This is a genomic window from Pseudomonas urmiensis (genome assembly GCF_014268815.2).
Classification (GTDB): domain Bacteria; phylum Pseudomonadota; class Gammaproteobacteria; order Pseudomonadales; family Pseudomonadaceae; genus Aquipseudomonas; species Aquipseudomonas urmiensis.
Genome location: NZ_JABWRE020000001.1, coordinates 1125154 through 1147619 on the forward strand (window position 1 = coordinate 1125154; position 22466 = coordinate 1147619).

The 22466-nt window shown below is 62.2% G+C and carries 22 protein-coding genes; 8 read left to right on the forward strand and 14 right to left on the reverse strand.

Going from position 1 to position 22466, the window contains the following annotated elements:
• Positions 1-41 precede the first annotated feature (41 nt).
• From HU737_RS04985 to HU737_RS05000, 4 genes are all read right to left on the reverse strand, one after another.
• Positions 42-284 (reverse strand): hypothetical protein, encoded by a 243-nt coding sequence (locus HU737_RS04985; protein ID WP_186555735.1) that lies wholly within the window; start codon positions 282-284, stop codon positions 42-44.
• Positions 285-296: 12 nt separating this feature from the next.
• Positions 297-797: a hypothetical protein gene (locus HU737_RS04990; RefSeq protein WP_186555736.1), complete on the reverse strand. Its 501-nt coding sequence runs from the start codon at positions 795-797 to the stop codon at positions 297-299.
• A gap of 180 nt (positions 798-977) precedes the next feature.
• The gene (locus HU737_RS04995; RefSeq protein WP_186555737.1) at positions 978-1250 is read right to left on the reverse strand and encodes a DUF3077 domain-containing protein; all 273 of its coding nucleotides are present in this window, start codon (positions 1248-1250) and stop codon (positions 978-980) included.
• A gap of 143 nt (positions 1251-1393) precedes the next feature.
• Complete coding sequence (locus HU737_RS05000; protein WP_186555738.1) at positions 1394-1636, reverse strand: hypothetical protein; 243 nt, start codon at positions 1634-1636, stop codon at positions 1394-1396.
• Between the two features lie 355 nt (positions 1637-1991).
• Between HU737_RS05000 and HU737_RS05005 the strand changes: the two genes are divergently transcribed.
• Entirely contained in the window at positions 1992-2543 is a 552-nt protein-coding gene (locus HU737_RS05005; RefSeq protein WP_186555739.1) for a hypothetical protein, read from the forward strand.
• 223 nt (positions 2544-2766) lie between these two features.
• On the opposite strand, the gene HU737_RS05010 is transcribed toward HU737_RS05005, so the two are convergent.
• The 7 genes from HU737_RS05010 to gloB form a co-directional block, all read right to left on the reverse strand.
• On the reverse strand, positions 2767-4377 hold the full coding sequence (locus HU737_RS05010) for an ABC transporter ATP-binding protein (protein ID WP_186555740.1): 1611 nt from the start codon (positions 4375-4377) through the stop codon (positions 2767-2769).
• Between the two features lies 1 nt (position 4378).
• Positions 4379-5398: an ABC transporter permease gene (locus HU737_RS05015; protein WP_186555741.1), complete on the reverse strand. Its 1020-nt coding sequence runs from the start codon at positions 5396-5398 to the stop codon at positions 4379-4381.
• Between the two features lies 1 nt (position 5399).
• Entirely contained in the window at positions 5400-6473 is a 1074-nt protein-coding gene (locus HU737_RS05020) for a microcin C ABC transporter permease YejB (RefSeq protein WP_186555742.1), read from the reverse strand.
• A 1-nt stretch (position 6474) separates the two neighbouring features.
• Positions 6475-8334 (reverse strand): extracellular solute-binding protein, encoded by a 1860-nt coding sequence (locus HU737_RS05025; RefSeq protein ID WP_186555743.1) that lies wholly within the window; start codon positions 8332-8334, stop codon positions 6475-6477.
• Complete coding sequence (locus tag HU737_RS05030; RefSeq protein WP_202885259.1) at positions 8331-10160, reverse strand: extracellular solute-binding protein; 1830 nt, start codon at positions 10158-10160, stop codon at positions 8331-8333. The genes HU737_RS05025 and HU737_RS05030 overlap by 4 nt, the downstream gene beginning before the upstream one ends.
• A 147-nt stretch (positions 10161-10307) precedes the next feature.
• Positions 10308-11735 carry a lytic transglycosylase domain-containing protein gene (locus tag HU737_RS05035; RefSeq protein WP_186555744.1) on the reverse strand — a complete coding sequence of 476 codons (1428 nt, stop codon included), beginning with the start codon at positions 11733-11735 and terminating at the stop codon, positions 10308-10310.
• A 100-nt stretch (positions 11736-11835) separates the two neighbouring features.
• Positions 11836-12615 carry a hydroxyacylglutathione hydrolase gene (gloB, locus tag HU737_RS05040; protein WP_186555745.1) on the reverse strand — a complete coding sequence of 260 codons (780 nt, stop codon included), beginning with the start codon at positions 12613-12615 and terminating at the stop codon, positions 11836-11838.
• 85 nt (positions 12616-12700) lie between these two features.
• Between gloB and HU737_RS05045 the strand changes: the two genes are divergently transcribed.
• The 4 genes from HU737_RS05045 to HU737_RS05060 all read left to right on the forward strand — a co-directional run bounded on the left by HU737_RS05045 (position 12701) and on the right by HU737_RS05060 (position 17319).
• Positions 12701-13480, forward strand: a complete 780-nt coding sequence (locus HU737_RS05045; RefSeq protein WP_186555746.1) for a class I SAM-dependent methyltransferase — start codon at positions 12701-12703, stop codon at positions 13478-13480.
• A gap of 23 nt (positions 13481-13503) precedes the next feature.
• The gene (gene rnhA, locus HU737_RS05050; protein WP_186555747.1) at positions 13504-13950 is read left to right on the forward strand and encodes a ribonuclease HI; all 447 of its coding nucleotides are present in this window, start codon (positions 13504-13506) and stop codon (positions 13948-13950) included.
• 52 nt (positions 13951-14002) lie between these two features.
• Complete coding sequence (gene dnaQ / locus HU737_RS05055) at positions 14003-14746, forward strand: DNA polymerase III subunit epsilon (RefSeq protein ID WP_312155127.1); 744 nt, start codon at positions 14003-14005, stop codon at positions 14744-14746.
• A 311-nt stretch (positions 14747-15057) separates the two neighbouring features.
• Positions 15058-17319, forward strand: a complete 2262-nt coding sequence (locus HU737_RS05060; RefSeq protein ID WP_186555748.1) for an Orn/Lys/Arg family decarboxylase — start codon at positions 15058-15060, stop codon at positions 17317-17319.
• On the opposite strand, the gene HU737_RS05065 is transcribed toward HU737_RS05060, so the two are convergent.
• The gene (locus HU737_RS05065) at positions 17303-17521 is read right to left on the reverse strand and encodes a hypothetical protein (RefSeq protein ID WP_186555749.1); all 219 of its coding nucleotides are present in this window, start codon (positions 17519-17521) and stop codon (positions 17303-17305) included. The two genes, HU737_RS05060 and HU737_RS05065, sit on opposite strands and share 17 nt — an antisense overlap.
• A 157-nt stretch (positions 17522-17678) precedes the next feature.
• On the opposite strand from HU737_RS05065, the gene HU737_RS05070 reads away from it, so the two are divergent.
• Entirely contained in the window at positions 17679-18239 is a 561-nt protein-coding gene (locus HU737_RS05070) for an NADPH-dependent FMN reductase (protein ID WP_186555750.1), read from the forward strand.
• Positions 18240-18346: 107 nt separating this feature from the next.
• Here HU737_RS05070 and phnX read toward each other — a convergent pair whose 3' ends face one another.
• Together phnX and HU737_RS05080 are read right to left on the reverse strand one after the other, a co-directional pair.
• Complete coding sequence (gene phnX, locus HU737_RS05075; RefSeq protein ID WP_186555751.1) at positions 18347-19174, reverse strand: phosphonoacetaldehyde hydrolase; 828 nt, start codon at positions 19172-19174, stop codon at positions 18347-18349.
• A gap of 31 nt (positions 19175-19205) precedes the next feature.
• Complete coding sequence (locus HU737_RS05080; protein ID WP_186555752.1) at positions 19206-20312, reverse strand: 2-aminoethylphosphonate--pyruvate transaminase; 1107 nt, start codon at positions 20310-20312, stop codon at positions 19206-19208.
• Positions 20313-20444: 132 nt separating this feature from the next.
• On the opposite strand from HU737_RS05080, the gene HU737_RS05085 reads away from it, so the two are divergent.
• On the forward strand, positions 20445-21308 hold the full coding sequence (locus HU737_RS05085; protein WP_186555753.1) for a LysR substrate-binding domain-containing protein: 864 nt from the start codon (positions 20445-20447) through the stop codon (positions 21306-21308).
• A 69-nt stretch (positions 21309-21377) separates the two neighbouring features.
• Positions 21378-22403, forward strand: a complete 1026-nt coding sequence (locus HU737_RS05090) for an AraC family transcriptional regulator (RefSeq protein WP_186555792.1) — start codon at positions 21378-21380, stop codon at positions 22401-22403.
• Positions 22404-22466 lie beyond the last annotated feature (63 nt).

The window sequence follows — 22466 nt, forward strand, 5'->3', positions numbered from 1 at the left end:
GTCCCTGCTAAGGCAATGAGCTTGGATCTGTGCAGTGGGGGTCAGTCGACCGTTGCATAGTGCCGACGGGTCATGAACAACACCACGCCAATTGGCACCGCAAAAGAGGCCATCAAGCCCAGGTCAAAGCCCAGCAGGTGGGTTTGGTTCAATGCAATGCAGCCGACAGCGCCAAGTACCACCAGCGCCACTCCGAGCCACTTGCGCAGCGGGTACGGCTTCACCCACCAATGCAATACAAAGGCCAGCGCTACGACGATAACTGTCTGGATAACTTCGGACATGAGCAGCTCCCGTCAGGCCCTGATGAGCAGGGATTCAGTCGTGCGTTGAGGGCCAATGCCGCCATTGACCTGCGCCTCGATGCTGACGATAACGTCGCCAGCATGATGGGTGCTTAGCGCGCCATTGACGTACGAGCTCACGCCCGTCTTTGCCGCCAACCCCGCGACGAAGCCGGCAGCGGGGCCGGCCAAGCTACCGGCGGCTCCGGCAGCGCCCCCAGCGGCCGAGCCGGCGGCATTGGCGATGCTGGTGCGGCGGGTGTTGAGGGCATCGGCCTGTTGCCGGGTCAGCGGCTTGGAGATACCGACCATCATCAGGCACGGCCGGTTCTTGGCCTGCATCTTGTCGTAAATCTCCACGACCTTGCTGTTGACCTGGTAATGGGCGCTTTTCGCCTCGCCAAAATGCAGTTCGCGCAGGTTGCCGCGCTCATTGTCGGTGAGGGTGATTTGCGAGACGGTGAAGATGATCCCGTGCTGGGCCATGTATTGGAAAGTCCTTTCGAACTTCATTGCGCGCATCCTTTCGAGCAGAAGGGCGCCGATTCTCTACAAGACACGCTGCAGATGCAACCCATGTCCACATCTGTCCCGACACGCAAAACCTGTAGGAGCGGGCTTGCCCGCGAAGAGGCCAGCCCTGCCAACCTCCACCACCAGGCAAACCTTGCTCCACACCCGCCCAACCAAACCTCAGTTCATCATCCCCAACTCCGCATCATCCATCAGCGCCTTGGCCAGCGCGCTCAAGTAATGCGAAGCCCAAATCAACTGCGGGTTATCTTCCATCACCCCGGTAATGGTCAGATCGCGCACACAGCCCATCAACTCCGAAGCCTGCTCCCGCGCATGCTGGCAAGGGATCCCCGGCTCAATGCAAAACAACGGCTGCGTCAGCCCCTCGCCCTGATAGAACTTGGTCTTGCCCACAGTAGTGTTAACGCTAGTGTTCTGTTCAACGCTCATTTCAATCTCCCTGATTATCTACCTGCGCCAGCCTCTTGCGCAGCGACAAACCTGACACAGCGCAACCCCACAGCCATTGCAAAACCCTGTGGGAGCGGGCTTGCCCGCGAATAGGCCAGACCAGCCAGCAACGCTCTAAAGTCTCAATGCACAGCCCGCGCCTCAGCCGGCATCTGCACCTGAATCAGCGCCGATTCAAGCAACACCCGCAGCGCCTCAAGCTCATGCATCGAGGCCATCATCAAAGCCGAGACGGGGGACTTGGGCAGTAAGGTAATTGCGTGATGCGCCACAGTCTGAGCGCACAGGGCGTACTCGGTGGCTTGGAGGAGGGTGTCTTCGAGAGAGTGAAGGTTTTGGGGTGGATCGGGAACGATCTTAAGCATGTGCAGCTCCTGTATTTCGGTCAGGTGCTACCACCGACTTGCTGTCAAACAAGTGGGTGGCAGCTGTGCATGGGTTGACAGACCGGTGAAATACAGGAAAACCGGCGCACGCGAACGTGCCCCAAGCACAGCTGCCATTGAGCTGCAGCAATGCCCTGAATTCGTTGCGGCCTGTCAAAGCCGATCGCTGCTTTTCAGCGACCGGCCGAGACTAGAGCGCTGTCTGAGCGACCGCAACGGAAAAAGGGCGGCGGGAGTATGTTTGGGAAATGGACTACAAGGAAGGGGTTTAATCTGATTTTCTAGCGCCATCTTAGGGCTCGTGGACGCTCAAGGTAATTCACAAGACCGCCCAATGTTTAGTCAACATCTCAAGGCTGTAGATGGCAGCATTGGACTCAAAGCTGCCAATCAACGGCTGCGTGTTTCGCGGCTGCTCAACCAGTTGACTAAGCATGGATCAAAGCAGGTATCGATTATGCAAAATCTCAAGGCTATTAAATGGACTCTCTGGGCTCTGGTGGTCGTTTGTTTCGGGCAGATGCTGTACATCTATGCATCCAGCCCGGCACGACCAGACCCTGACCGAGTCGTAGCTGTCACACCGGTGGGTGAAGGCGGTGCCATCTATGAAGTCCTTTATGGCTCAGGGGGCGCGACTGTCCCCTACGTTTATCGGTACTTTGTAATGGACCTTCAGGCCAGTGAGGAGGCAGTCTTAAAAAAAACAAAAAAGGCTACGCCCTTCCTGGTAACACAAAGTACTGGTGCAGTTCGTGGTGTTGAAGGCATCACGGTGAAGCTGCGCACCAGTGAGACTATCTACGACTTCCACAATAGGGCCTACTTCAAGACCCACGGGGAGCTGAATATCGTGAAGTTCGATCTTCACGCTACGCTTCCGTAGGCCAGACCTGCTGGACAAAGTTTTCGAAGCCCATTGCGGAACAAGGCTGCCCACTGTGCCAGTGTTGCCCTCGTGAAGGTGGTGATACGGCATCAAGGAGCGGCCTTGTTCCGATTGGTAGGGCAAGGGTAGTCATTAATAGTTTGTTTGAATAAATGCAGCTGGTAGCGGCTTCCGAAGATCTTAAGTTAGGCTGTAATTAGATGCAGAGTTTCTACAAAACCTATACAGCCGCCTCAACCTCCAAAAACGCCGCCTCCAACAACTGCCGGGTATACGCATGCTGCGGCGCATGAAATATCGCCTGCGCATCCCCTTGCTCCACCACCTGCCCATGCTTGATCACCATCAACTGGTGGCTCAACGCCTTGACCACCGCCAAGTCATGGCTGATGAACAGATAAGTCAGGTTGTACTTGAGCTGCAGCGAGCGCAAAAGCTCCACCACCTGCCGCTGCACAGTCCGATCCAATGCCGAGGTCGGCTCATCGAGCAGAATCAACGCCGGCTTGAGCACCAACGCCCGGGCAATGGCAATCCGCTGCCGCTGCCCGCCGGAAAACTCATGCGGATAGCGGTGGCGAGTGCTCGGATCGAGCCCCACTTCCTGCAACGCCGCGATGATCGCCGCCTCTTGCTCCTCAGCCGTGCCAATGCGGTGAATCCGCAAGCCTTCGCCAACGATATCCGCAACGCACATACGTGGGCTGAGGCTGCCGAACGGGTCTTGGAACACCACCTGCATTTCCCGTCGCAGTGGTCGCACTTCTTGCTGATTGAGGCTTTCCAGGTTCTGCCCGTGGAAGCGGATGCCGCCTTGGCTTGAGATCAAGCGCAAGATCGCCAGGCCCAGGGTCGACTTGCCCGAGCCACTCTCGCCGACGATGCCCAGGGTCTGCCCCTGGGGCAGGCTGAAGTTGATGCCATCGACCGCTTTGACATGATCGACGGTGCGCCGCAACAGGCCTTTCTTGATCGGGAACCACACGCGCAGGTCATCGACTTCGAGCAGCGGCGCGCCCACCGGGTTTTGCGCGGGCTGGCCGCTGGGCTCGGCGTTGATCAGCATCTGCGTGTAGGGATGTTGCGGGGCGCTGAACAGGGTGGCGCACTCGGCCTGTTCGACGATCTTGCCGCGCTGCATCACGCACACCCGATGGGCGATGCGCCGCACCAGGTTGAGGTCGTGGCTGATCAGCAGCAGGGCCATGCCCAAGCGTGCTTGCAGCTCCTTGAGCAGGTCGAGGATCTTCAACTGCACCGTGACGTCGAGCGCAGTGGTCGGTTCGTCGGCAATCAGCAGCTCCGGCTCGTTGGCCAGGGCCATGGCAATCATCACCCGCTGGCGCTGGCCGCCGGACAGCTCGTGGGGCAGGGCCTTGAGGCGCTTGCGCGGTTCGGGGATGCCGACCAGCTCAAGCAGCTCCAGGGTGCGCGCGGTGGCTTGCTTGCCGGTCAGGCCTTTGTGCAGCAGGAGGATCTCGTTGATCTGCTTTTCGATGCTGTGCAGCGGGTTCAGCGAAGTCATCGGCTCCTGGAAGATCATCGCGATGCGGTTGCCGCGAATGCGCTGCATGGGCTTTTCGCCCAGCTGCAGCAGGTCTTTGTCGCCATAGTGGATGCTGCCGCTGGGGTGGCGGGCAAGCGGGTAGGGCAAAAGGCGCAGGATCGAGTGGGCCGTCACCGACTTGCCCGAGCCGCTTTCGCCGACCAGGGCCAGGGTCTCGCCTTTGCGGATGTCGAAGCTGATGCCGTCGACCACGCGGTTGACCTGGTCACCACTGAGGAACTCGACCGCAAGATCACGGACTTCGATCAGGTTGTGTTCGCTCATGTCATTTCCTCGGGTCGAAGGCATCGCGGGCGGACTCGCCGATAAATACCAGTAGGCTGAGCATCAGCGCCAGTACGGCGAAGGCGCTGATGCCCAGCCACGGCGCTTGCAGGTTGGACTTGCCCTGGGCGACCAGCTCGCCCAGCGAGGGCGAGCCGGCGGGCAGGCCGAAGCCGAGGAAGTCCAGCGCGGTCAGCGTGCCGATCGCGCCGGTGAGAATGAACGGCATGAAGGTCATGGTCGAGATCATCGCGTTGGGCAGGATGTGCCGGTACATGATCGCGCCGTTGCGCATGCCCAAGGCGCGGGCAGCGCGCACGTATTCGAGGTTGCGCCCACGCAGGAACTCGGCGCGCACCACATCGACCAGGCTCATCCAGGAGAACAGCAGCATGATCCCCAGCAGCCACCAGAAGTTGGGTTGCACGAAGCTGGCGAGGATGATCAGCAGGTACAGCACCGGCAGGCCGGACCAGATCTCCAGAAAGCGCTGGCCAGCCAGATCGACCCAGCCGCCGTAGAAGCCCTGCAAGGCGCCAGCGATGACGCCGACGATCGAGCTGAGCACGGTCAGGGTCAGGGCGAATAGTACCGATACGCGAAAGCCATAGATGACCCGCGACAGCACATCGCGGCCCTGGTCGTCGGTGCCTAGCCAGTTATCCGCCGAGGGCGGGGCGGGCGCCGGGACCTTGAGGTCGTAGTTGATGCTCTGGTAGCTGAACGGGATCGGCGCCCACAGCACCCAGCTGTCTTTTTTCTCCAGCAGCTCGCGGATGTACGGGCTCTTGTAGTTGGCTTCGAGTGGGAATTCGCCGCCGAAGGTGGTCTCTGGATAGCGTTTGAATGCCGGGAAGTACCACTCACCGTCGTAGCGTACGGCAATCGGTTTGTCGTTGGCGATCAGTTCGGCGCCCAGGCTCAGGCCGAACAGGATGATGAACAACCACAACGACCACCAACCGCGGCGGTTGGCCTTGAAGCGCTCGAAGCGCCGGCGATTGAGAGGGGACAGGGCCATGTCAGTGCTCCCGGCTGGCGAAGTCGATGCGCGGATCGACCAGGGTGTAGGTCAGGTCGCCGATCAGTTTCACCACCAGCCCGAGCAGGGTGAAGATGAACAGGGTGCCGAAGACCACCGGGTAGTCGCGATTGATCGCCGCTTCGAAACTCATCAGGCCCAGGCCGTCGAGCGAGAAGATCACCTCGATCAGCAAGGAGCCGGTGAAGAAGATGCCAATGAACGCCGAGGGGAAACCGGCGATCACCAGCAGCATGGCGTTGCGGAACACGTGCCCGTACAGCACCCGTGGCCGGCTCAGGCCCTTGGCCTTGGCGGTGACCACGTACTGCTTGTTGATCTCGTCGAGGAAGCTGTTCTTGGTCAGCAGGGTCATGGTGGCGAAGTTACCGATCACCAGCGCTGTAATCGGCAGCACCAGGTGCCAGAAGTAGTCGAGCACCTTGCCGGTGGTCGACAGCTCCTCGAAGTTGTTCGAGGTCAGCCCGCGTAGCGGGAACCAGTCGAAGTAGCTGCCGCCGGCGAACAACACGATCAGCAGGATGGCGAACAGGAACGCCGGGATGGCGTAGCCGACGACGATCGCCGAGCTGGTCCAGACGTCGAAGTGGCTGCCGTGGCGCACCGCTTTGGCGATCCCCAGGGGGATCGACACCAGGTACATGATCAGCGTGCTCCACAGCCCGAGCGAGATCGACACCGGCATCTTTTCGGCGATCAGGTCGATGACCTTGGCGTCGCGGAAGAAGCTGTCGCCGAAGTCGAGCTGGGCGTAGTTCTTGATCATGATCCACAGCCGCTCGGGCGGCGACTTGTCAAAGCCGTACATGCGCTCGATCTCGGCGATCAGCGCTGGGTCCAGGCCTTGTGCGCCACGGTAGTTGGAGCCGGCCACCGAGACTTCGGCGCCGCCGCCGGCGATGCGGCTGGTGGCGCCGTCGAAGCCTTCGAGCTTGGCGATCATCTGCTCGACCGGGCCACCGGGGGCGGCCTGGACGATGATGAAGTTGATCACCAGGATGCCCAGCAGGGTTGGGATGATCAGCAGCAAACGGCGCAGGATATAGGCGAGCATGTCAGTTCGCCTCGCCAGGTTGTTCGGCGTCTGCCGGCTGTGCAGGCTGCGCGGTCACTGCCGGGGTGACGTCGGGTTTGATCCACCAGGTGTCGATGCCAACATCATATTTGGGCGATACCTTGGGGTGGCCGATGTGGTTCCAATAGGCCACGCGCCAGGTCTTGATGTGCCAGTTGGGGATTACGTAGTAGCCCCACAACAGCACCCGGTCGAGGGCGCGGGCGTGGTCGATCAGGCTCTGGCGGGAGTCGGCGTTGATCAACGCTTCGACCAGTTGGTCGATGGCCGGGTCGCGCAGGCCGATGAAGTTGCGGCTGCCGGGGTTGTCGGCGGCGCCGCTGGACCAGAACTCGCGCTGTTCGTTACCTGGCGAGCTGGACTGCGGGAAGCCGCTGACGATCATGTCGAAATCGCGCGAGCGCAGGCGGTTGATGTACTGCGGGACTTCGACGCGGCGAATGCTCAGCTCGATGCCCAGGTCGGCCAGGTTGCGCTTGAACGGCAGCAGCACGCGCTCGAACTCGGTCTGCGCGACCAGGAACTCGATGCTCACGGGTTTGCCTTGGGTGTCGACCATCTTGTCGTTGACGATCTTCCAACCGGCGTCTTGCAGCAGCTTGTAAGCCTTGCGCTGTTGCTCGCGGATCATGCCGCTGCCGTCGGTAACCGGGTTGTGGAAGGCTTCGCTAAAGGCTTGCTCGGGGATCTTGCCGCGCAGTGGTTCGAGGATCTTCAGCTCGGCCGGCGAGGGCAGACCCTTGGCGGCCATTTCCGAGTTTTCGAAGTAGCTGCCGGTGCGGGTGTAGGCGCCGTTGAACAGCTGCTTGTTGGTCCACTCGTAATCGAGCATCAGGCTCAGCGCCTGGCGTACGCGAATGTCCTGGAATACCGGGCGGCGCAGGTTGAAGACAAAGCCCTGCATGCCGACCGGGTTGCCGTTGAGCAGCTCTTCCTTGATCAGCCGGCCTTCGCGCACCGCTGGCACGTTGTAGGCGGTGGCCCAGTTCTTCGCGGTCATTTCCAGCATGTAGTCGAACTGGCCTGCCTTGAGCGCTTCGAGGGCGACGGTGTTGTCGCGGTAATAGTCGAAGGTCATGGCGTCGAAGTTGTAGAAGCCGCGGTTGATCGGCAGGTCTTTGGCCCAATAGTCCTTGACCCGCTCGTAGCGCACCGAGCGTCCGGCCTTGACCTGGGCGATCTTGTACGGCCCGCTGCCCAGCGGGATTTCCAGGTTGCCCCGGGTGAAGTCGCGCTCGGCGTACCAGTGCTTGGGCAGTACCGGCAGTTGGCCGAGAATCAGCGGCAGCTCGCGGTTGTTCTTGTGCTTGAACTTGAACAGTACAGTCAGCGGGTTCTCTGCCACGGCTTCGGCGACGTCGCCGTAGTACACGCGGTACAGCGGCGCGCCTTTGCTGACCAGGGTGTTGAAGGTCCATACCACGTCGTCGGCGCGCATCGGTTGGCCGTCGTGAAAGCGCGCTTCGGGGCGCAGGTAGAAGCGCACCCAGCTATTGTCCGGGGCCTTTTCGATCTTGCCGGCCACCAGGCCGTACTCGGTGAAAGGCTCATCCAAGCTTTGGCGCATCAGGGTGTCGTAGATGCTGCCGATGTTTTCTGCAGGCACGCCCTTGTTGATGAACGGGTTGAGACTGTCGAAACCGCCGAAGCTGGATTGGCGGAAGGTGCCGCCCTTGGGCGCGTCGGGGTTGACGAAGTCGAAGTGCTTGAAGCTCGCCGGGTACTTGGGCGGCTCATCGTACAAGGTCAGGGCGTGTTGCGGCGCGGCCATTGCCGTCACGCTCAGGCAGGCGAGCAGCAAGCTGCCAGCCAGGCGGCGCAGGCTGTGGGTCGGCATCATTTGGCTTTCTCCGAAGTCTTGAGCCACCAGCTGTTCAAGCCCAGGGTGTAGGGCGGCGTGGTGACGAAGGCGAACCGGTTGCGGTAGGCCAAGCGGTGATTGTCGAGATACCAGTTGGGAATCATGTAGTAGTGCCACGACAGTACCCGGTCCAGGGCGCGCGCAGCGGCAACCTGGTCGTCGCGGGTACGGGCGGCGAGCAGGGTGTCGAGTAGGTGGTCGACCACCGGGTCCTTGACCCCAGCATAGTTCTTGCTGCCCTTGGTCGAGGCTTGGCTGGAATGAAAGTACAGCCACTGCTCAAGGCCGGGGCTCAAGGTCTGGTTCAGGGTCATCAGAATCATGTCGAAGTCGAACTGGTCCAGCCGTTGTTTGTACTGGGCGCGGTCCACGGTGCGCAAGCGCGCATCGATGCCGATGCTCGCCAGATTTTCGACATAAGGTTGCAGGATCCGTTCAAGGTTGGGGTTGACCAGCAACAGCTCGATGCGCAGCTGCTTGCCCTTGGCGTCTACCAGGCGCTGGCCATCGAGCTTCCAGCCCGCCTGGGCGAACAGCGCCAGGGCCTGGCGCAGGGTTTGCCGGCTGACGCCGCTGCCGTCGGTGTGGCTGACCTTGTACGGCTCGGTGTAGAGCTTTGCCGGCAGTTGCTCGCGAAACGGCGCCAGCAGCAGCCACTCCTTGCCGGTCGGCAGGCCGGTGGCGGCAAACTCGCTGTTGGGGTAGTAGCTGGTCGAGCGGCGATAGGCGCTGCTGAACAGGGCGCGGTTGGTCCACTCGAAGTCGAGCATCAGGCCCAGCGCCTGGCGCACCAGCGGGTCGCTGAAGGTCGCCCGGCGGCTGTTCATGAACAGGCCTTGGGTCTGGGTCGGGATGCGATGCGGGATCTGCGCCTTGATCACTTCACCGCGGCGCACCGCCGGGAAGTTGTAGCCGTTGGCCCAATTCTTGGCCTGGTGCTCGATGTAGATGTCGAACTCACCGGCCTTGAACGCCTCGAAGGCAACGGTGGCGTCGCGATAGAACTCGTATTCGACGCGGTTGAAGTTGTACTTGCCGCGGTTGACCGGCAGATCCTTGCCCCAGTAGTCCTTGACCCGCGTGAATACCAGGCGCCGGCCTGGCTGCACTTCAGAAATGCGATACGGCCCGCTGCCCAGCGGTGGCTCGAAGGTGGTTGCCTTGAAGTCGCGCTTTTGCCAGTAGTGCTTGGGCAACACCGGCATTTCGCCCAGGCGCAGGATCAGCAGAGGGTTGCCAGCGCGCTTGAACACGAAGCGGATGCGCAACGGCCCGAGGATATCGACGCGTTGCACTTCCTGCAGGTTGGTGCGGTACAGCGGGTGGCCGTCCTTGAGCAGCGTGCGGTAGGAGAACGCCACGTCCGCCGAGGTGATCGGTTTGCCATCGTGGAAGCGTGCTTCGGGGCGCAGGTTGAACACCACCCAGCTGCGGTCCTCGCTGTACTCGACCGAGCGGGCGATCAGGCCGTAGCTGGAGGTGGGTTCGTCGCCAGACGGGTCGTACATGCCGGTGCCGACCATCAGCGTCTCGTTGAGCTCGTTGATGCCGTACTGCAGGAAGTTTGGCGTGGTGACCGGGCTTGAGCCTTTGAAGGTATAAGGGTTGAGCGTGTCGAAGGTGCCGAATGCCATGGCCCGCAAGGTCCCGCCCTTGGGCGCTTGCGGATTGACCCAGTCGAAGTGGGTGAAGGTGGCCGGGTATTTGAGCGTACCGAACTGCGCGTAACCGTGGCTTTCGCTCACCATCGCGCCTGCGGGAAAGCTCAAGGCCAGGCTGAATGACAGCAGGAGGGGACGTATCAAGTCGGCATCCGATCCAGAGGGCTTTGGGCTTTGGTCGGGCTACAGTAACAGCTTGGCGGGGTTGGAAAAAGAGTGCTGGGAGCGGAGAGGGCGCAGCGCTATTGGGTGCTGTTGCTAAGGTGGGGCTGCAAAGCAGCCCCAATTGCATCAATGGCCCAGGTAGACAGTCAGGGTCTGGCCGGGTTTGAGCGCATGGCCGCTACGCGGATTCCAGCGCTTGAGGTGCTGCATCTCGACATTGAAGCGCTTGGCCACCAGGTACAGCGAGTCGCCCTTGCGTACTTTGTACTGGGTCGAGCGCTGCTTGGACGACGCAACCCGGTTGCCGGCAGCCGAAGGTGCATTACCGCCGCGCAGGGCCAGAACCTGGCCAGCTTTCAGGCGGTTGCCCGAGAGCCGGTTCCAACGCTGGATGTCCTTGACCGAAACCCGATTGGCCTTGGCAATGCTGCCCAGGTTGTCCCCGCGCTTGACCCGGTAGCTACGCGCTGCAGGCGCCTTGGCTTCAGCCACCGCCGCCTCGAACACCGCTTTGCGCGGCTGCAGGCTGACCAACTGCTCAGGGTTGAGGTTGGACAGGCTGGCCGATAGCAACTGCGCCTTGGCGGTAGGCACCAGCAACTGCTTGGGACCATCGACCGTCATGCGCTTCTTGAACGCGGGGTTGAGCTGGATCAGTTCGTCTTCGTCCATGTTGGCGAAGGCGGCGACCTTGGACAGGTCCAGGCGGTCGTTGATGGCCACGGCCTCGAAGTAGGGCTCGTTGGCGATCGGGTTGAGGTTGACGCCGTAGGACTCAGGCGTCGACACCACCTGCGACAGCGCCAGCAGCTTGGGCACGTAGTCGCGGGTTTCCTGCGGCAGGGGCAGGTTCCAGTAATCGGTCGGCAGGCCGAGCTTTTCGTTACGCTCGATCGCCCGGCTGACAGTGCCTTCGCCAGCGTTGTAGGCGGCCAGCGCCAACAGCCAGTCGCCGTTGAACATGTCGTGCAGGCGGGTCAGGTATTCCAGCGCAGCATTGGTCGACGCGGTGATGTCGCGGCGGCCATCGTAGAAATTGGTTTGACGCAGGTTGAAGTGGCGCCCGGTGGACGGGATGAACTGCCACATGCCAGCGGCGTGGGCCCGCGAGTAGGCCATCGGGTTGTAGGCGCTTTCGATCGCCGGCAGCAGCGCCAGCTCAAGCGGCATGTCGCGTTCTTCCAGGCGCTCGACGATGTAATGCAGGTACAGGCTGCCGCGCTCGCCGGCGGTTTCGACGAAACGTGGGTTGCTGGCGAACCACAGGCGCTGCTGTTCGATGCGCGGGTTGACGTCGATGCTGTCTTGCAGGGCAAAGCCCTGGCGCATGCGCTCCCAGACATCCTGGGGTGCTTGCTCCCTGGGCTTGACCATCAGCGGCGCCGGTTTGTGCTTGATCCGAGCCTGGTAGTTGTGCGCGCGAACGCTTTCGGATTCGTCAACCTGACGGGTGCTCTGGCAGCCCACCAAAGTGGCGGCCAGGGCCAGCGCACTGATCTGTGCGAGGCGCGTCAAAGCGACGGATTGCGAGGTTCTGCGGCTACGGGAAGACATCGGCTGGGACGGGTATCCGGGCAAAAAATTTCGGCGATTCTAGGAACCGCTTTCCGCCCGGTCAACCTTTGAGGACCAATTGCGATATATCTTGAGGTTATCAAAAGCCGTCTTTCCAAGACCTCAAGGCAGCAAAAACAGCGGCTTGGCCTACGTTTGAAAGACCCTTCCATTCGTCTGCTTTTTGTTTAACGGATGTTTCAGCGGTACGCAGGAAGGGGTTGGTCAAGCGTTCCAAGCCGATCGTTGATGGCAATGTGATGCGATCTTGCTCACGCAGGCGGCTAACCTCGGCAAAGCGTGCGACAACGTGCGGGTTTTCTGGTTCTACAGCCTTGGCAAAGCGCAGGTTGCTCAAGGTGTATTCGTGGGCGCAGTACACTTGGGTTGCGGCGGGCAAGGCGGCCAGCCGCTCAAGGGAGTTGTGCATTTGCTCTGGGGTGCCCTCGAACAAGCGGCCACAACCGGCCGCGAACAGGGTGTCGCCACTAAACAACAGGGGGGTGGGCGTCTGCGTGGTGAAATAGGCAATGTGTCCCAGGGTATGGCCGGGCATCGCCATGACCTGGAAACTCAGGCCCAGCGCGGTAACCTGGGCATTGTCCTGCAGGGCCAGGTCGCGGCCGGGGATGGTTTCGGCAGCCGGGCCGCAAACGCGCGCGCCCGTCATCTGCTTGAGTTGTTCGACACCGCCGACGTGATCGTGATGGTGATGGGTGACCAGGATGTCGGTCAGCGCCCAGGTGGGGTTGGCCTTGAGCCAGGCCAGCACCGGCGCGGCGTCACCGGGATCGACCACCGCGCACTGGCGTTTGGCAGTATCCTGTAACAACCAGATGTAGTTGTCGGAGAAAGCGGGTAGGGCATCGATCTGTATCATGGTGCGGATCCGAATCATCTGGCGTGGGACATGAGGGCATCTTAGCCGCGATGGCGCGGCGGGAGAACCTTGGAGGGAAAACGCAATGACCGACCAAGCCTTTGCCCAGGCCGATCCTGACTGGATCGAACTGATCAGCCTGGCCCGCGACTGGTTCCAGGGCCCCCTGGGGCAATTGATGCTGCGCGAGGAAGAAAAGCTGCTCGAAGACGAGCTGGCGCGCTTCTTCGGCGGCTACCTGGTGCATTACGGCCCCTGCGCCGAACCCCCGCCCAGTGCTCCGCAGGTGCATCGCAACGTGCGCCTGGGCGCGCCGCTGCCAGGGGTCGAGATCGTCTGCGAAGAACAGGCCTGGCCGCTCTCCGAGCACGCAGCCGATGTGGTGGTGCTGCAGCATGGCCTGGACTTCAGCCTGTCGCCGCATGGCCTGCTGCGTGAGGCGGCCAGCGCTGTGCGCCCGGGTGGCCATTTGCTGATCGTGGGCATCAACCCGTGGAGCAGCTGGGGCATGCGCCATTTCTTCAGCCATGGGGCGCTGCGCAAGGCGCGCTGCATCTCGCCGTCGCGGGTCGGCGACTGGCTCAACCTGCTCGGCTTTGCGCTGGAGAAACGCCGCTTCGGCTGCTATCGTCCGCCGCTGGCCTCGCCGGCCTGGCAACAACGCCTGGCCGGTTGGGAGCGGATGGCCGGTGGTTGGCAAACCTCTGGCGGCGGGGTCTACCTGCTGGTGGCGCGCAAGATGGTGGTCGGCCTGCGGCCGCTGCGTCTGGAGCGGCGCGAGCCAATGGGTAAGTTGCTGCCGTTACCGCTGGCCAAGGTCAACCGCGAGGCAACTAGCCAGCGTGAGCGCCATCCCGGTCGATAATCCACAGCGAGTTAAGGCAGTACATGAGCGATAGCATCGAGATCTACACCGATGGCGCCTGCAAGGGCAACCCTGGCCCGGGTGGCTGGGGGGTGCTGATGGTCTACAAGGGCGTTGAGAAGGAATTGTGGGGCGGTGAGCTCGAGACCACCAACAATCGCATGGAACTAATGGCGGCGATCGAAGGCCTGCGGGCGCTCAAGCGTGAATGCGAGGTGGTGCTGACCACCGACTCGCAGTACGTGATGAAGGGCATCAACGAGTGGATGGCCAATTGGAAGAAGCGCGGTTGGAAGACCGCGGCCAAGGAGCCGGTGAAAAACGCTGACTTGTGGCGCGAGCTCGACGAGCAGGTCAACCGACACAAGGTCACCTGGAAATGGGTGCGCGGGCATATCGGCCACCCTGGCAACGAACGCGCCGACCAGTTGGCCAACCGCGGCGTCGACGAGGTACGCGCCAAGCGCTGAGCTGGGGTACAATCGCCGGCTTTCCGTTGAAGTACCAGTTGGAGCCACCCGCGTGGAGCAGCAGAACAGCAGATTCGTCGTCCTCGATACCGAAACGACCGGCATGCCGGTCAGTGAGGGGCATCGGATCATCGAGATCGGTTGTGTCGAAGTCATGGGCCGGCGCCTGACCGGGCGGCACTTCCACGTCTATCTGCAGCCCGACCGCGAGAGTGACGAAGGCGCGATTGGCGTGCACGGCATCACCGATGCATTCTTGGTTGGCAAACCACGTTTTGCCGAGGTGGCCGAGGAGTTCTTCGAGTTCATCCAGGGTGCCCAGCTGGTCATCCATAACGCAGCGTTCGACGTTGGCTTCATCAACAACGAGTTCGCCATGCTCGGTCAGCACGACCGCGCAGACATCTCCAAGCACTGCGGCATTCTCGACACCCTGATGCTGGCGCGTGCGCGCCATCCGGGCCAGCGCAACAGCCTCGATGCCTTGTGCAAACGCTACGGCATCGACAACTCCGGCCGTGAACTGCACGGCGCCTTGCTCGACTCCGAGTTGTTGGCGGACGTTTACCTGGCGATGACCGGCGGGCAGACCAGCCTGTCGCTGGCTGGGCATGGCGCTGACGGTGAAGAGGGTGGCAACAGCACTGGCAGTGAGATTCGCCGTATCGTCGGACGCCAGCCTGGGCGGATCATCATGGCCTCGGCTGAAGAGTTGGAAGCGCATGCCGAGCGTCTGGCAGCAGTGGCCAAGTCGGCGGGTGGGCCGGCGTTGTGGCAGAGCCTGACCGAAGGTTGATCGAGCCCTGCGGGGGCAGGGCTGGCCTCTTCGCGGGCAAGCCCGCTCCCACAGGGTTTTGTGTTGTCCTGTAGATGTGGGGCCTGTCTGGGGAATACTAGGTGCAGGTCTGGCTTTGTGGGTGTCAGCCCCGGCCTCTTCGCGGGCAAGCCCGCTCCCACAGGGATCGTAGCGTTCTTAAGCCGACTGCCTGGAGCGGGCTTGCCCGCGAAGAGGCCGGGGCTGACAGCACAAATACTAAACGTCGCAGCCTGAGCAACCAGCTTCTACCCTGAAAGAACCCAGCAGTTCTGCCCAGGTGGTGGTTGCCCATGTACAAGGACCTGCAGTTCCCGATCCTGATCGTTCACCGGGCGATCAAGGCCGACAGCGTCGCCGGCGAGCGTGTGCGTGCCATCGCCGCTGAATTGGCCCAGGACGGCTTCACCATCCTGGCCGCCGCCGACCACGCCGAAGCGCGCCTGGTCGCCGCTACCCATCATGGCTTGGCCTGCATGCTGATCGCCGCTGAAGGGGTCGGCGACAACACTCATCTGTTGCAGAACATGGCCGAGCTGATCAGCCTGGCGCGTCTGCGGGCGCCAAACCTGCCGATCTTCGCCCTCGGCGAGCAGGTCACCCTGGAGAACGCCCCCGCCGAGGCGATGAGCGAGCTCAACCAGCTGCGCGGCATTCTTTACCTGTTCGAAGACACCGTGCCGTTTCTCGCCCGCCAGGTCGCGCGGGCTGCCCACAACTACCTCGATGGCCTGTTGCCGCCGTTTTTCAAGGCATTGGTGCAGCACACTGCGCAATCGAACTATTCCTGGCATACCCCCGGCCACGGCGGCGGTGTGGCGTATCGCAAGAGCCCGGTGGGGCAGGCATTCCACCAGTTCTTCGGCGAAAACACGCTACGCTCCGACCTGTCGGTATCGGTGCCCGAGTTGGGATCCTTGCTCGATCACACCGGCCCGTTGGCCGAGGCTGAAGCACGCGCTGCGCGCAATTTCGGCGCCGATCACACCTTCTTCGTGATCAACGGCACCTCGACGGCCAACAAGATCGTCTGGCATTCGATGGTCGGCCGTGACGACCTGGTGCTGGTCGACCGCAACTGTCACAAGTCAGTGGTGCACGCGATCATCATGACCGGCGCCATTCCCATTTACCTGTGCCCCGAGCGCAACGAACTGGGCATCATCGGGCCGATTCCGTTGAGTGAGTTCAGCGCTGGGTCGATCCAGGCCAAGATCGCCGCCAACCCGCTGGCCACAGGCCGACCGGCGCGGATCAAGCTGGCAGTGGTGACCAACTCGACCTACGACGGGCTGTGCTATCACGCCGGGATGATCAAGCAGGCTTTGGGTAATAGCGTCGAAGTGCTGCATTTTGACGAAGCCTGGTTCGCCTATGCTGCCTTTCATGAGTTTTTTGCCGGCCGTTATGCCATGGGTACGCCGCGCAGCGCCGACAGCCCGCTGCTGTTCAGCACCCATTCGACCCACAAGTTGTTGGCCGCCTTCAGCCAGGCGTCAATGATTCATGTGCAGGACGGCGCCACGCGCCAGCTCGACCGCGACCGCTTCAATGAAGCGTTCATGATGCACATCTCTACCTCGCCGCAGTACAGCATCCTGGCCTCGCTGGACGTCGCCTCGGCGATGATGGAAGGCCCCGCCGGACGCTCGCTGCTGCAGGAGATGTTCGACGAGGCGCTGAGCTTTCGCCGCGCCCTGGCCAACCTGCGCGAGCATATCGCTGCCGATGACTGGTGGTTCAGCATCTGGCAGCCGGAGCGTGCCGAGGGCATCCAGCACATTACCGCCCAGGATTGGCTGTTGCAGCCCGGTGCGCCCTGGCATGGCTTTGGCGAGGTCGAGCAGGACTACGTGTTGCTCGATCCGCTCAAGGTCACCCTGGTCATGCCTGGGCTGACGGCTGGTGGCGCGCTGGGTGCGCACGGCATTCCGGCGGCGGTGGTGAGCAAGTTTCTCTGGGAGCGTGGGCTGGTGGTGGAAAAGACCGGACTGTACAGCTTTCTGGTGCTGTTCTCGATGGGCATCACCAAGGGCAAATGGAGCACTTTGCTAACCGAGTTGCTGGAGTTCAAGCGCCACTATGACACGAACAGCCCCTTGAGCGTCAGCCTGCCGAGCGTGGTGGCCCAGGCGCCGGGACGTTATCAGGGATTGGGCCTACGTGATCTGTGCGGCCAGTTGCATGAGTGTTATCGCAGCAATGCCACGGCCAAGCAGCTCAAGCGCCTGTTTACCCGTTTGCCGGACGTGGCCATCAGCCCGGCGCTGGCCTATGACCATCTGGTGCGCGGGGCGGTCGAGGCAGTGCCGGTCGAAGCGTTGCTAGGGCGGATCTCGGCGGTGATGCTGGTGCCCTATCCGCCTGGTATCCCGTTGATCATGCCAGGCGAACGCTTCACCGAAGCGACGCGCTCGATCCTCGATTACCTGGCCTTCGCCCGCGCGTTCGACCAGGGCTTCCCCGGTTTTGTCGCCGATGTGCACGGTCTGCAAAGCGAAGACTGTGGCCAAGGGCGCATCTACACGGTCGACTGCGTCAAGGAATGCGGATGATTTCCACGCCGCTTTGCGCCAGTTCGAAACGGTCCTCACCCAGATGGTTGACCCGGTCACCGATGGCCAGGCGATAGCTGCTGATCGGCGCGCCAAGCACGCTGCCATCGGCCTGGAGGGTCGACTCCTGGAACTCATGGACGGGGTAGATACGGCCTTCGGCGTCACGGGCGTGGAATTGGCCGACCAGTACTGCTGCCATTTTGGGGGGAAACCTCTGAAAAATGTAGGAAATGTCTGCAGACGTAGACCAGTGAAACCCTTGGGAAGTTTTCTATCAAGGGGAAAAAAACCTCGGCGCCGAGGAACGGTCATCTATAACTACTAGGTCCATCAGCCAGCAGAGGGTGTAAATCGCCATGAGCCAGGTGTTTTCGGTAGCAGTCGTGGTCGGCAGCTTGCGCAAGGAATCCTACAACCGCAAGGTGGCCCGGGCCTTGAGTGAGCTGGCGTCCTCCAGCCTTGCCCTGAAGATCGTCGAGATCGGCGACCTGCCCCTGTACAACGAGGATGTCGAGGCCAGCGGCGCGCCGGATGCGTGGAAGCGCTTTCGCGACGAGATCCGCCGTAGCGATGCGGTGCTGTTCGTCACCCCGGAGTACAACCGCTCGGTGCCGGGTTGCCTGAAAAATGCGATTGACGTGGGCTCGCGGCCGTATGGCCAGAGCGCCTGGGGGGGTAAGCCAACGGCGGTGGTGAGCGTCTCGCCGGGAGCGATTGGCGGGTTTGGCGCCAACCATGCAGTGCGCCAGTCGCTGGTGTTTCTCGATATGCCGTGCATGCAGATGCCCGAGGCGTATATCGGTGGGGCGGCGAGCTTGTTCGAAGAGTCTGGCAAGCTCAATGACAAGACTCGGCCATTCTTGCAGGCGTTTATCGATAAGTTTGCTGCCTGGGTGAAGCTCAATCGGGCCGTGTGAGTCGTTGATCGCGGGGCAAGCCCGCTCCCACGCCATGCCTCAGGCATGAGGTGATTGGCGTGGGAGCGGGCTTGCCCCGCGATAGCGTCAGATCTGACGGCACATAATCAAAATGCCTGCGGCATCTCACCCTTGGCCAAGCGCCGGTTGATGTCGGCAATCACCTCTGGCAAGTCATTGATCGTGTCGATCAGGTAGTGCGGGCGCGAGCTTTCGAACAGCGCATGAATGCGCTTGCGCTCACTTTCGAGCTTCTCGGCACTAAGCGCCTGATAGCCTTCCCAGGTCAGCCCCAGGGCATTGCCCGAGCACACCAGCGCCACGGTCCACATGCCGGCGCGGCGACCTTCGAGAATCCCCGGCACGGTGTCGTCGACCTTGACGCACGCCGCCACATCATCGATGCCCAGGGCGATCACGTTGGCCAGGGCCTGGGCCGGCCAGGGGCGGCCGTTGGGGGTCTCATCGGTGGCCACCACGTGGTCGGCGACATAGCCGTTTTGCTTGGCCAGCTCCACGACCTTGTCCATCACCACTTTCGGATAACCCGAGCACGAGCCGATCTTCAGGCCATCCTGGCGCAGCCCGGTCAGGGTCTCTAGCGCCCCTGGGATCAGCGCCGAGTGCACGGCGATCTTCTCGATCTGCAGCGGCATGAAGCGGTTGTAGATAGCTGTGACATCATCATCTGTCGGGGTGCGGCCAAACACTTTGCGATAGCGCTCGGCAATCGCCGGCTGGTCGCACAGGGTGCGAATGTGGTCCCACTTGCCCATGCCCATCGGGCCACGGGCCTCATCGATGGACACCTCGACATCGAACTCGGCAAAGGCCTCGACAAAGATCTGGGTTGGCGCGAAGGAGCCGAAGTCGACCACGGTGCCAGCCCAGTCAAGGATGGCGGCTTGCAGGCGGGTAGGGTTGCTGTAGTTCATGTCCTGTAATCCTTCAAAGGTAGGGGCGAAGTCAGATGTCCAGCACTTCCATTTCCCGTAGCACTTGGGCCACGGCATCGACGGCGGCCTGCATGCCGTCTGCGCCAACCACGCCGATGCAACCGACGCGGAAGGTTTCGACCTGGGTCAGCTTGCCCGGGTAGAGGATGAAACCCTTGGCCTTGACCCGCTCATAGAAGTCCTTGAACTGGTAGCGCGGGTCGTTGGGGGCGTGGAAGGTGACGATGATCGGCGCCTGGATTTCAGCCGGCAGGAAGCTTTTCAGGCCGATCGCCGCCATGCCCTTGAGCAGGGTCTGGCAGTTGTCCGAGTAGCGCTGATGACGCGCCGGCAGGCCACCTTCTTCGTTGTATTGCTGCAAGGCTTCGTGCAGGGCGGCGACCACGTGAGTCGGTGGGGTGAAGCGCCATTGGCCAGTCTTGGCCATGTAGCTGTGCTGGTCGTAGAGGTCCATGGCCAGCGAATGGGCGTTGCCTTCGGCGTCAGCCAGGGCACTCTTCTCGGCGAACACGAAGCCCATCCCCGGTACGCCTTCCAGGCACTTGCCGGAGGCGGCGATCAGCGCTTCGAACGGCACCTGACGCGCATCGATCGGCAGCGCGCCGAAGGAACTCATGGCGTCGATGATCAAGCGCTTGCCGTGGCGTTTCACGACTTGTGCGATCTCGGGCAGCGGGTTGAGGATGCCGGTGCTGGTCTCGCAGTGGATCAGTGCCACATGGGTCACGGCCGTATCGGCTGCCAGCAGGCGCTCGACGTCTTCGGCGGTGGTCGGTTGGTCTTCGGCGGTCTCGAAGGTGCTGAAGTTGCGCCCCAGCACTTTGCAGATCTTGGCCAGGCGCTGGCCATAGGCGCCATTGATCAGCACCAGGACCTTGCCGTCACGCGGCACCAGGGTGCCGATGGCGGCTTCCACGGCGAAGGTGCCGCTGCCTTGCAGCGGCACGCAGTGGTGGCTGGCGCTGGCGTCAAGGATTGCCAGGAGCTGCTCGCAGACACTGGCAGTCAGTTGATTGAAGTCGCGATCCCACGAGCCCCAGTCCACCAGCATGGCTTGGCGGGTACGGGCGGAGGTGGTCAGTGGGCCGGGGGTCAGCAGGATGGGGGCGTTGCTCATACCGGAGTTCCTCGCAAGCAGCAGGTGGTCAGCCGAAAAGTGGTGCTGAAACTACGGGTGCTAGGTTGCAATTGGCCTTGCCATCAATCAAATTGTTTGTCGTTATGCCAGCCATAAGTCAGGCCGATAAATATGAACCTGTTCCAGCTCCGTGCATTCGATGCTGTCGCCCGCGAAGGCAGCTTCACCCGCGCCGCCGCCCGCTTGTTCATCAGCCAGCCGGCAGTGACCGGACACGTCAAAGCCTTGGAAGAGCACTACCAGATCACCTTGCTGCGACGGACCGCGCGCCGGGTCGAGCTGACCGAAGAGGGCACGCGCCTGGCTGCCATCACGCGGGCCATGTTCGGCCTGGCGGAAGAGGCGCAGGCGATGCTCGAAGCCAATCGCCAGTTGCTGACCGGACGGTTGGAGGTTGCCGCCGATGGTCCGCACCGGGTGATGCCGATGCTCGCCCAGCTGCGTGCCCGCTACCCTGGTATCACCGTCAACCTGCGCTTGGCCAATGCCCAGGAAACCTTGGCGGCGCTGCTTTCGGAGCATGCCGACGTGGCGGTGCTGACCGAGGTCGAGCCGCGCAAGGGCTTGTACCTGCAAAGCCTGGGCGACTCACGCCTGTGCGCGCTGTTGCCGGTCGGCCACCCGTGGGCCGACGATCAGGGTGAGCTGCCCTTGGCCGATCTCGATCGGCAGATCATGGTCCTGCGCGAACCCAGCTCGATCACTCGGCGCACCTTCGATCAGGCCTGTGGCGAGGCCAAGGTCAGCCCGCGGGTGCTGCTCGAACTGGACAGCCGCGAGGCGGTCACCGAGGCGGTCGCCGCCGAGCTTGGCATTGGCATCGTCTCGTCGGTTGAAGTGGCCCACGACCCACGGGTAGTGGCGCGGCCGATCAGCGGGGCAGGGCTGGTCAACCGGCATATGATCGGTTGCCTGGAACGACGCCGCGAGCTGCGTTTGATCCAGGCTTTTCTGGGGCTGGCCACGGATCTTTGAGCCATGCTGACGAATACCGCGCAGCGGCCTAAGATGGCCGTCTCCGAGCAACCTGGCGCTGGACGGCCGATGAGCGAGAAAGACACGATCTCCATGCAACTGGTGCGCGAAGCGCTGTTGCAGACCTGCCCGGCGGGCCAGCCCGACACCGGCGTGTTGCTGCGCGCCGGCATCGACCCAGCGCAACTGGAACTGCCTGAGGCGCGGGTTTCTGCGCAAGCTTATGCAAGGCTCTGGCGTCTATTGGCGCGGCGCTGCAACGATGAGTTCTTCGCCATGGACCGGCGCGGCTTGCCCAATGGCAGCCTGGCCTTCATGACCCGCGCGGCGATGGCCCAGCCGAGCCTGGGGGCGGGACTGGAGATTGCCTTGGGCTTTCTTTCGTTGATGCTCGACGACCTGCAACCGAGCCTGGTGCGTCAGCAGAGCCTGGCCGAGATCGTGGTTAATGAACCGTGCGAGCAGCCGCGCCGGGCATTTACCTATTTCACCTTCTGGATGATCGTGCACGGCGTGGCCTGCTGGCTGGCCGGGCGACGCATTGCGATTTTGGCGATCGACCTGCGCTGCGCTGAGCCGCCGTTTTGCGACGATTACCGGGTGATGTTCTCGGAAAACCTGCAATTTGGCCGGCCGCGCACGCGCATGATCATTACCGGCGATTGCCTGGACCTGCCCATCAAGCGCTCGGCGCAGGAACTACAGCGTTTCCTGGCCGAGGCACCGGGCAATATCCTGGTCAAATATCGCGATCCGGCCAGCCTGGCCAGGCGTATCCGCGCTGACCTGCTAGGCCTGGATCCGACGCAATGGCCAGACGCCGGCAGCTTGGCCCGGCACTTGTGTCTGTCCAGCGCCACTTTGCGCCGGCGATTGGCCGAAGAGGGGCAGACTTATCAGGGCCTCAAAGACAGCGTGCGTCGAGAGCTGGCGATAGCTTGGCTAGCACAGGCCGAGCCGAGCCTGGGGGACATTGCCGAGCGTCTTGGCTTCGCTGATAGCAGCTCGTTCTACAAGGCGTTTCGCAAGTGGTTCGGCTGCAACCCAGGGCACTATCGGAGCCTGGTCCATAGCCGTGGGGACGAGCTGCCCTAGGCGGTGTGCTTTCCCGCTGATCGAGGATGTTGAAGCACCGCACTCTAGGTGGTTCATCAACCG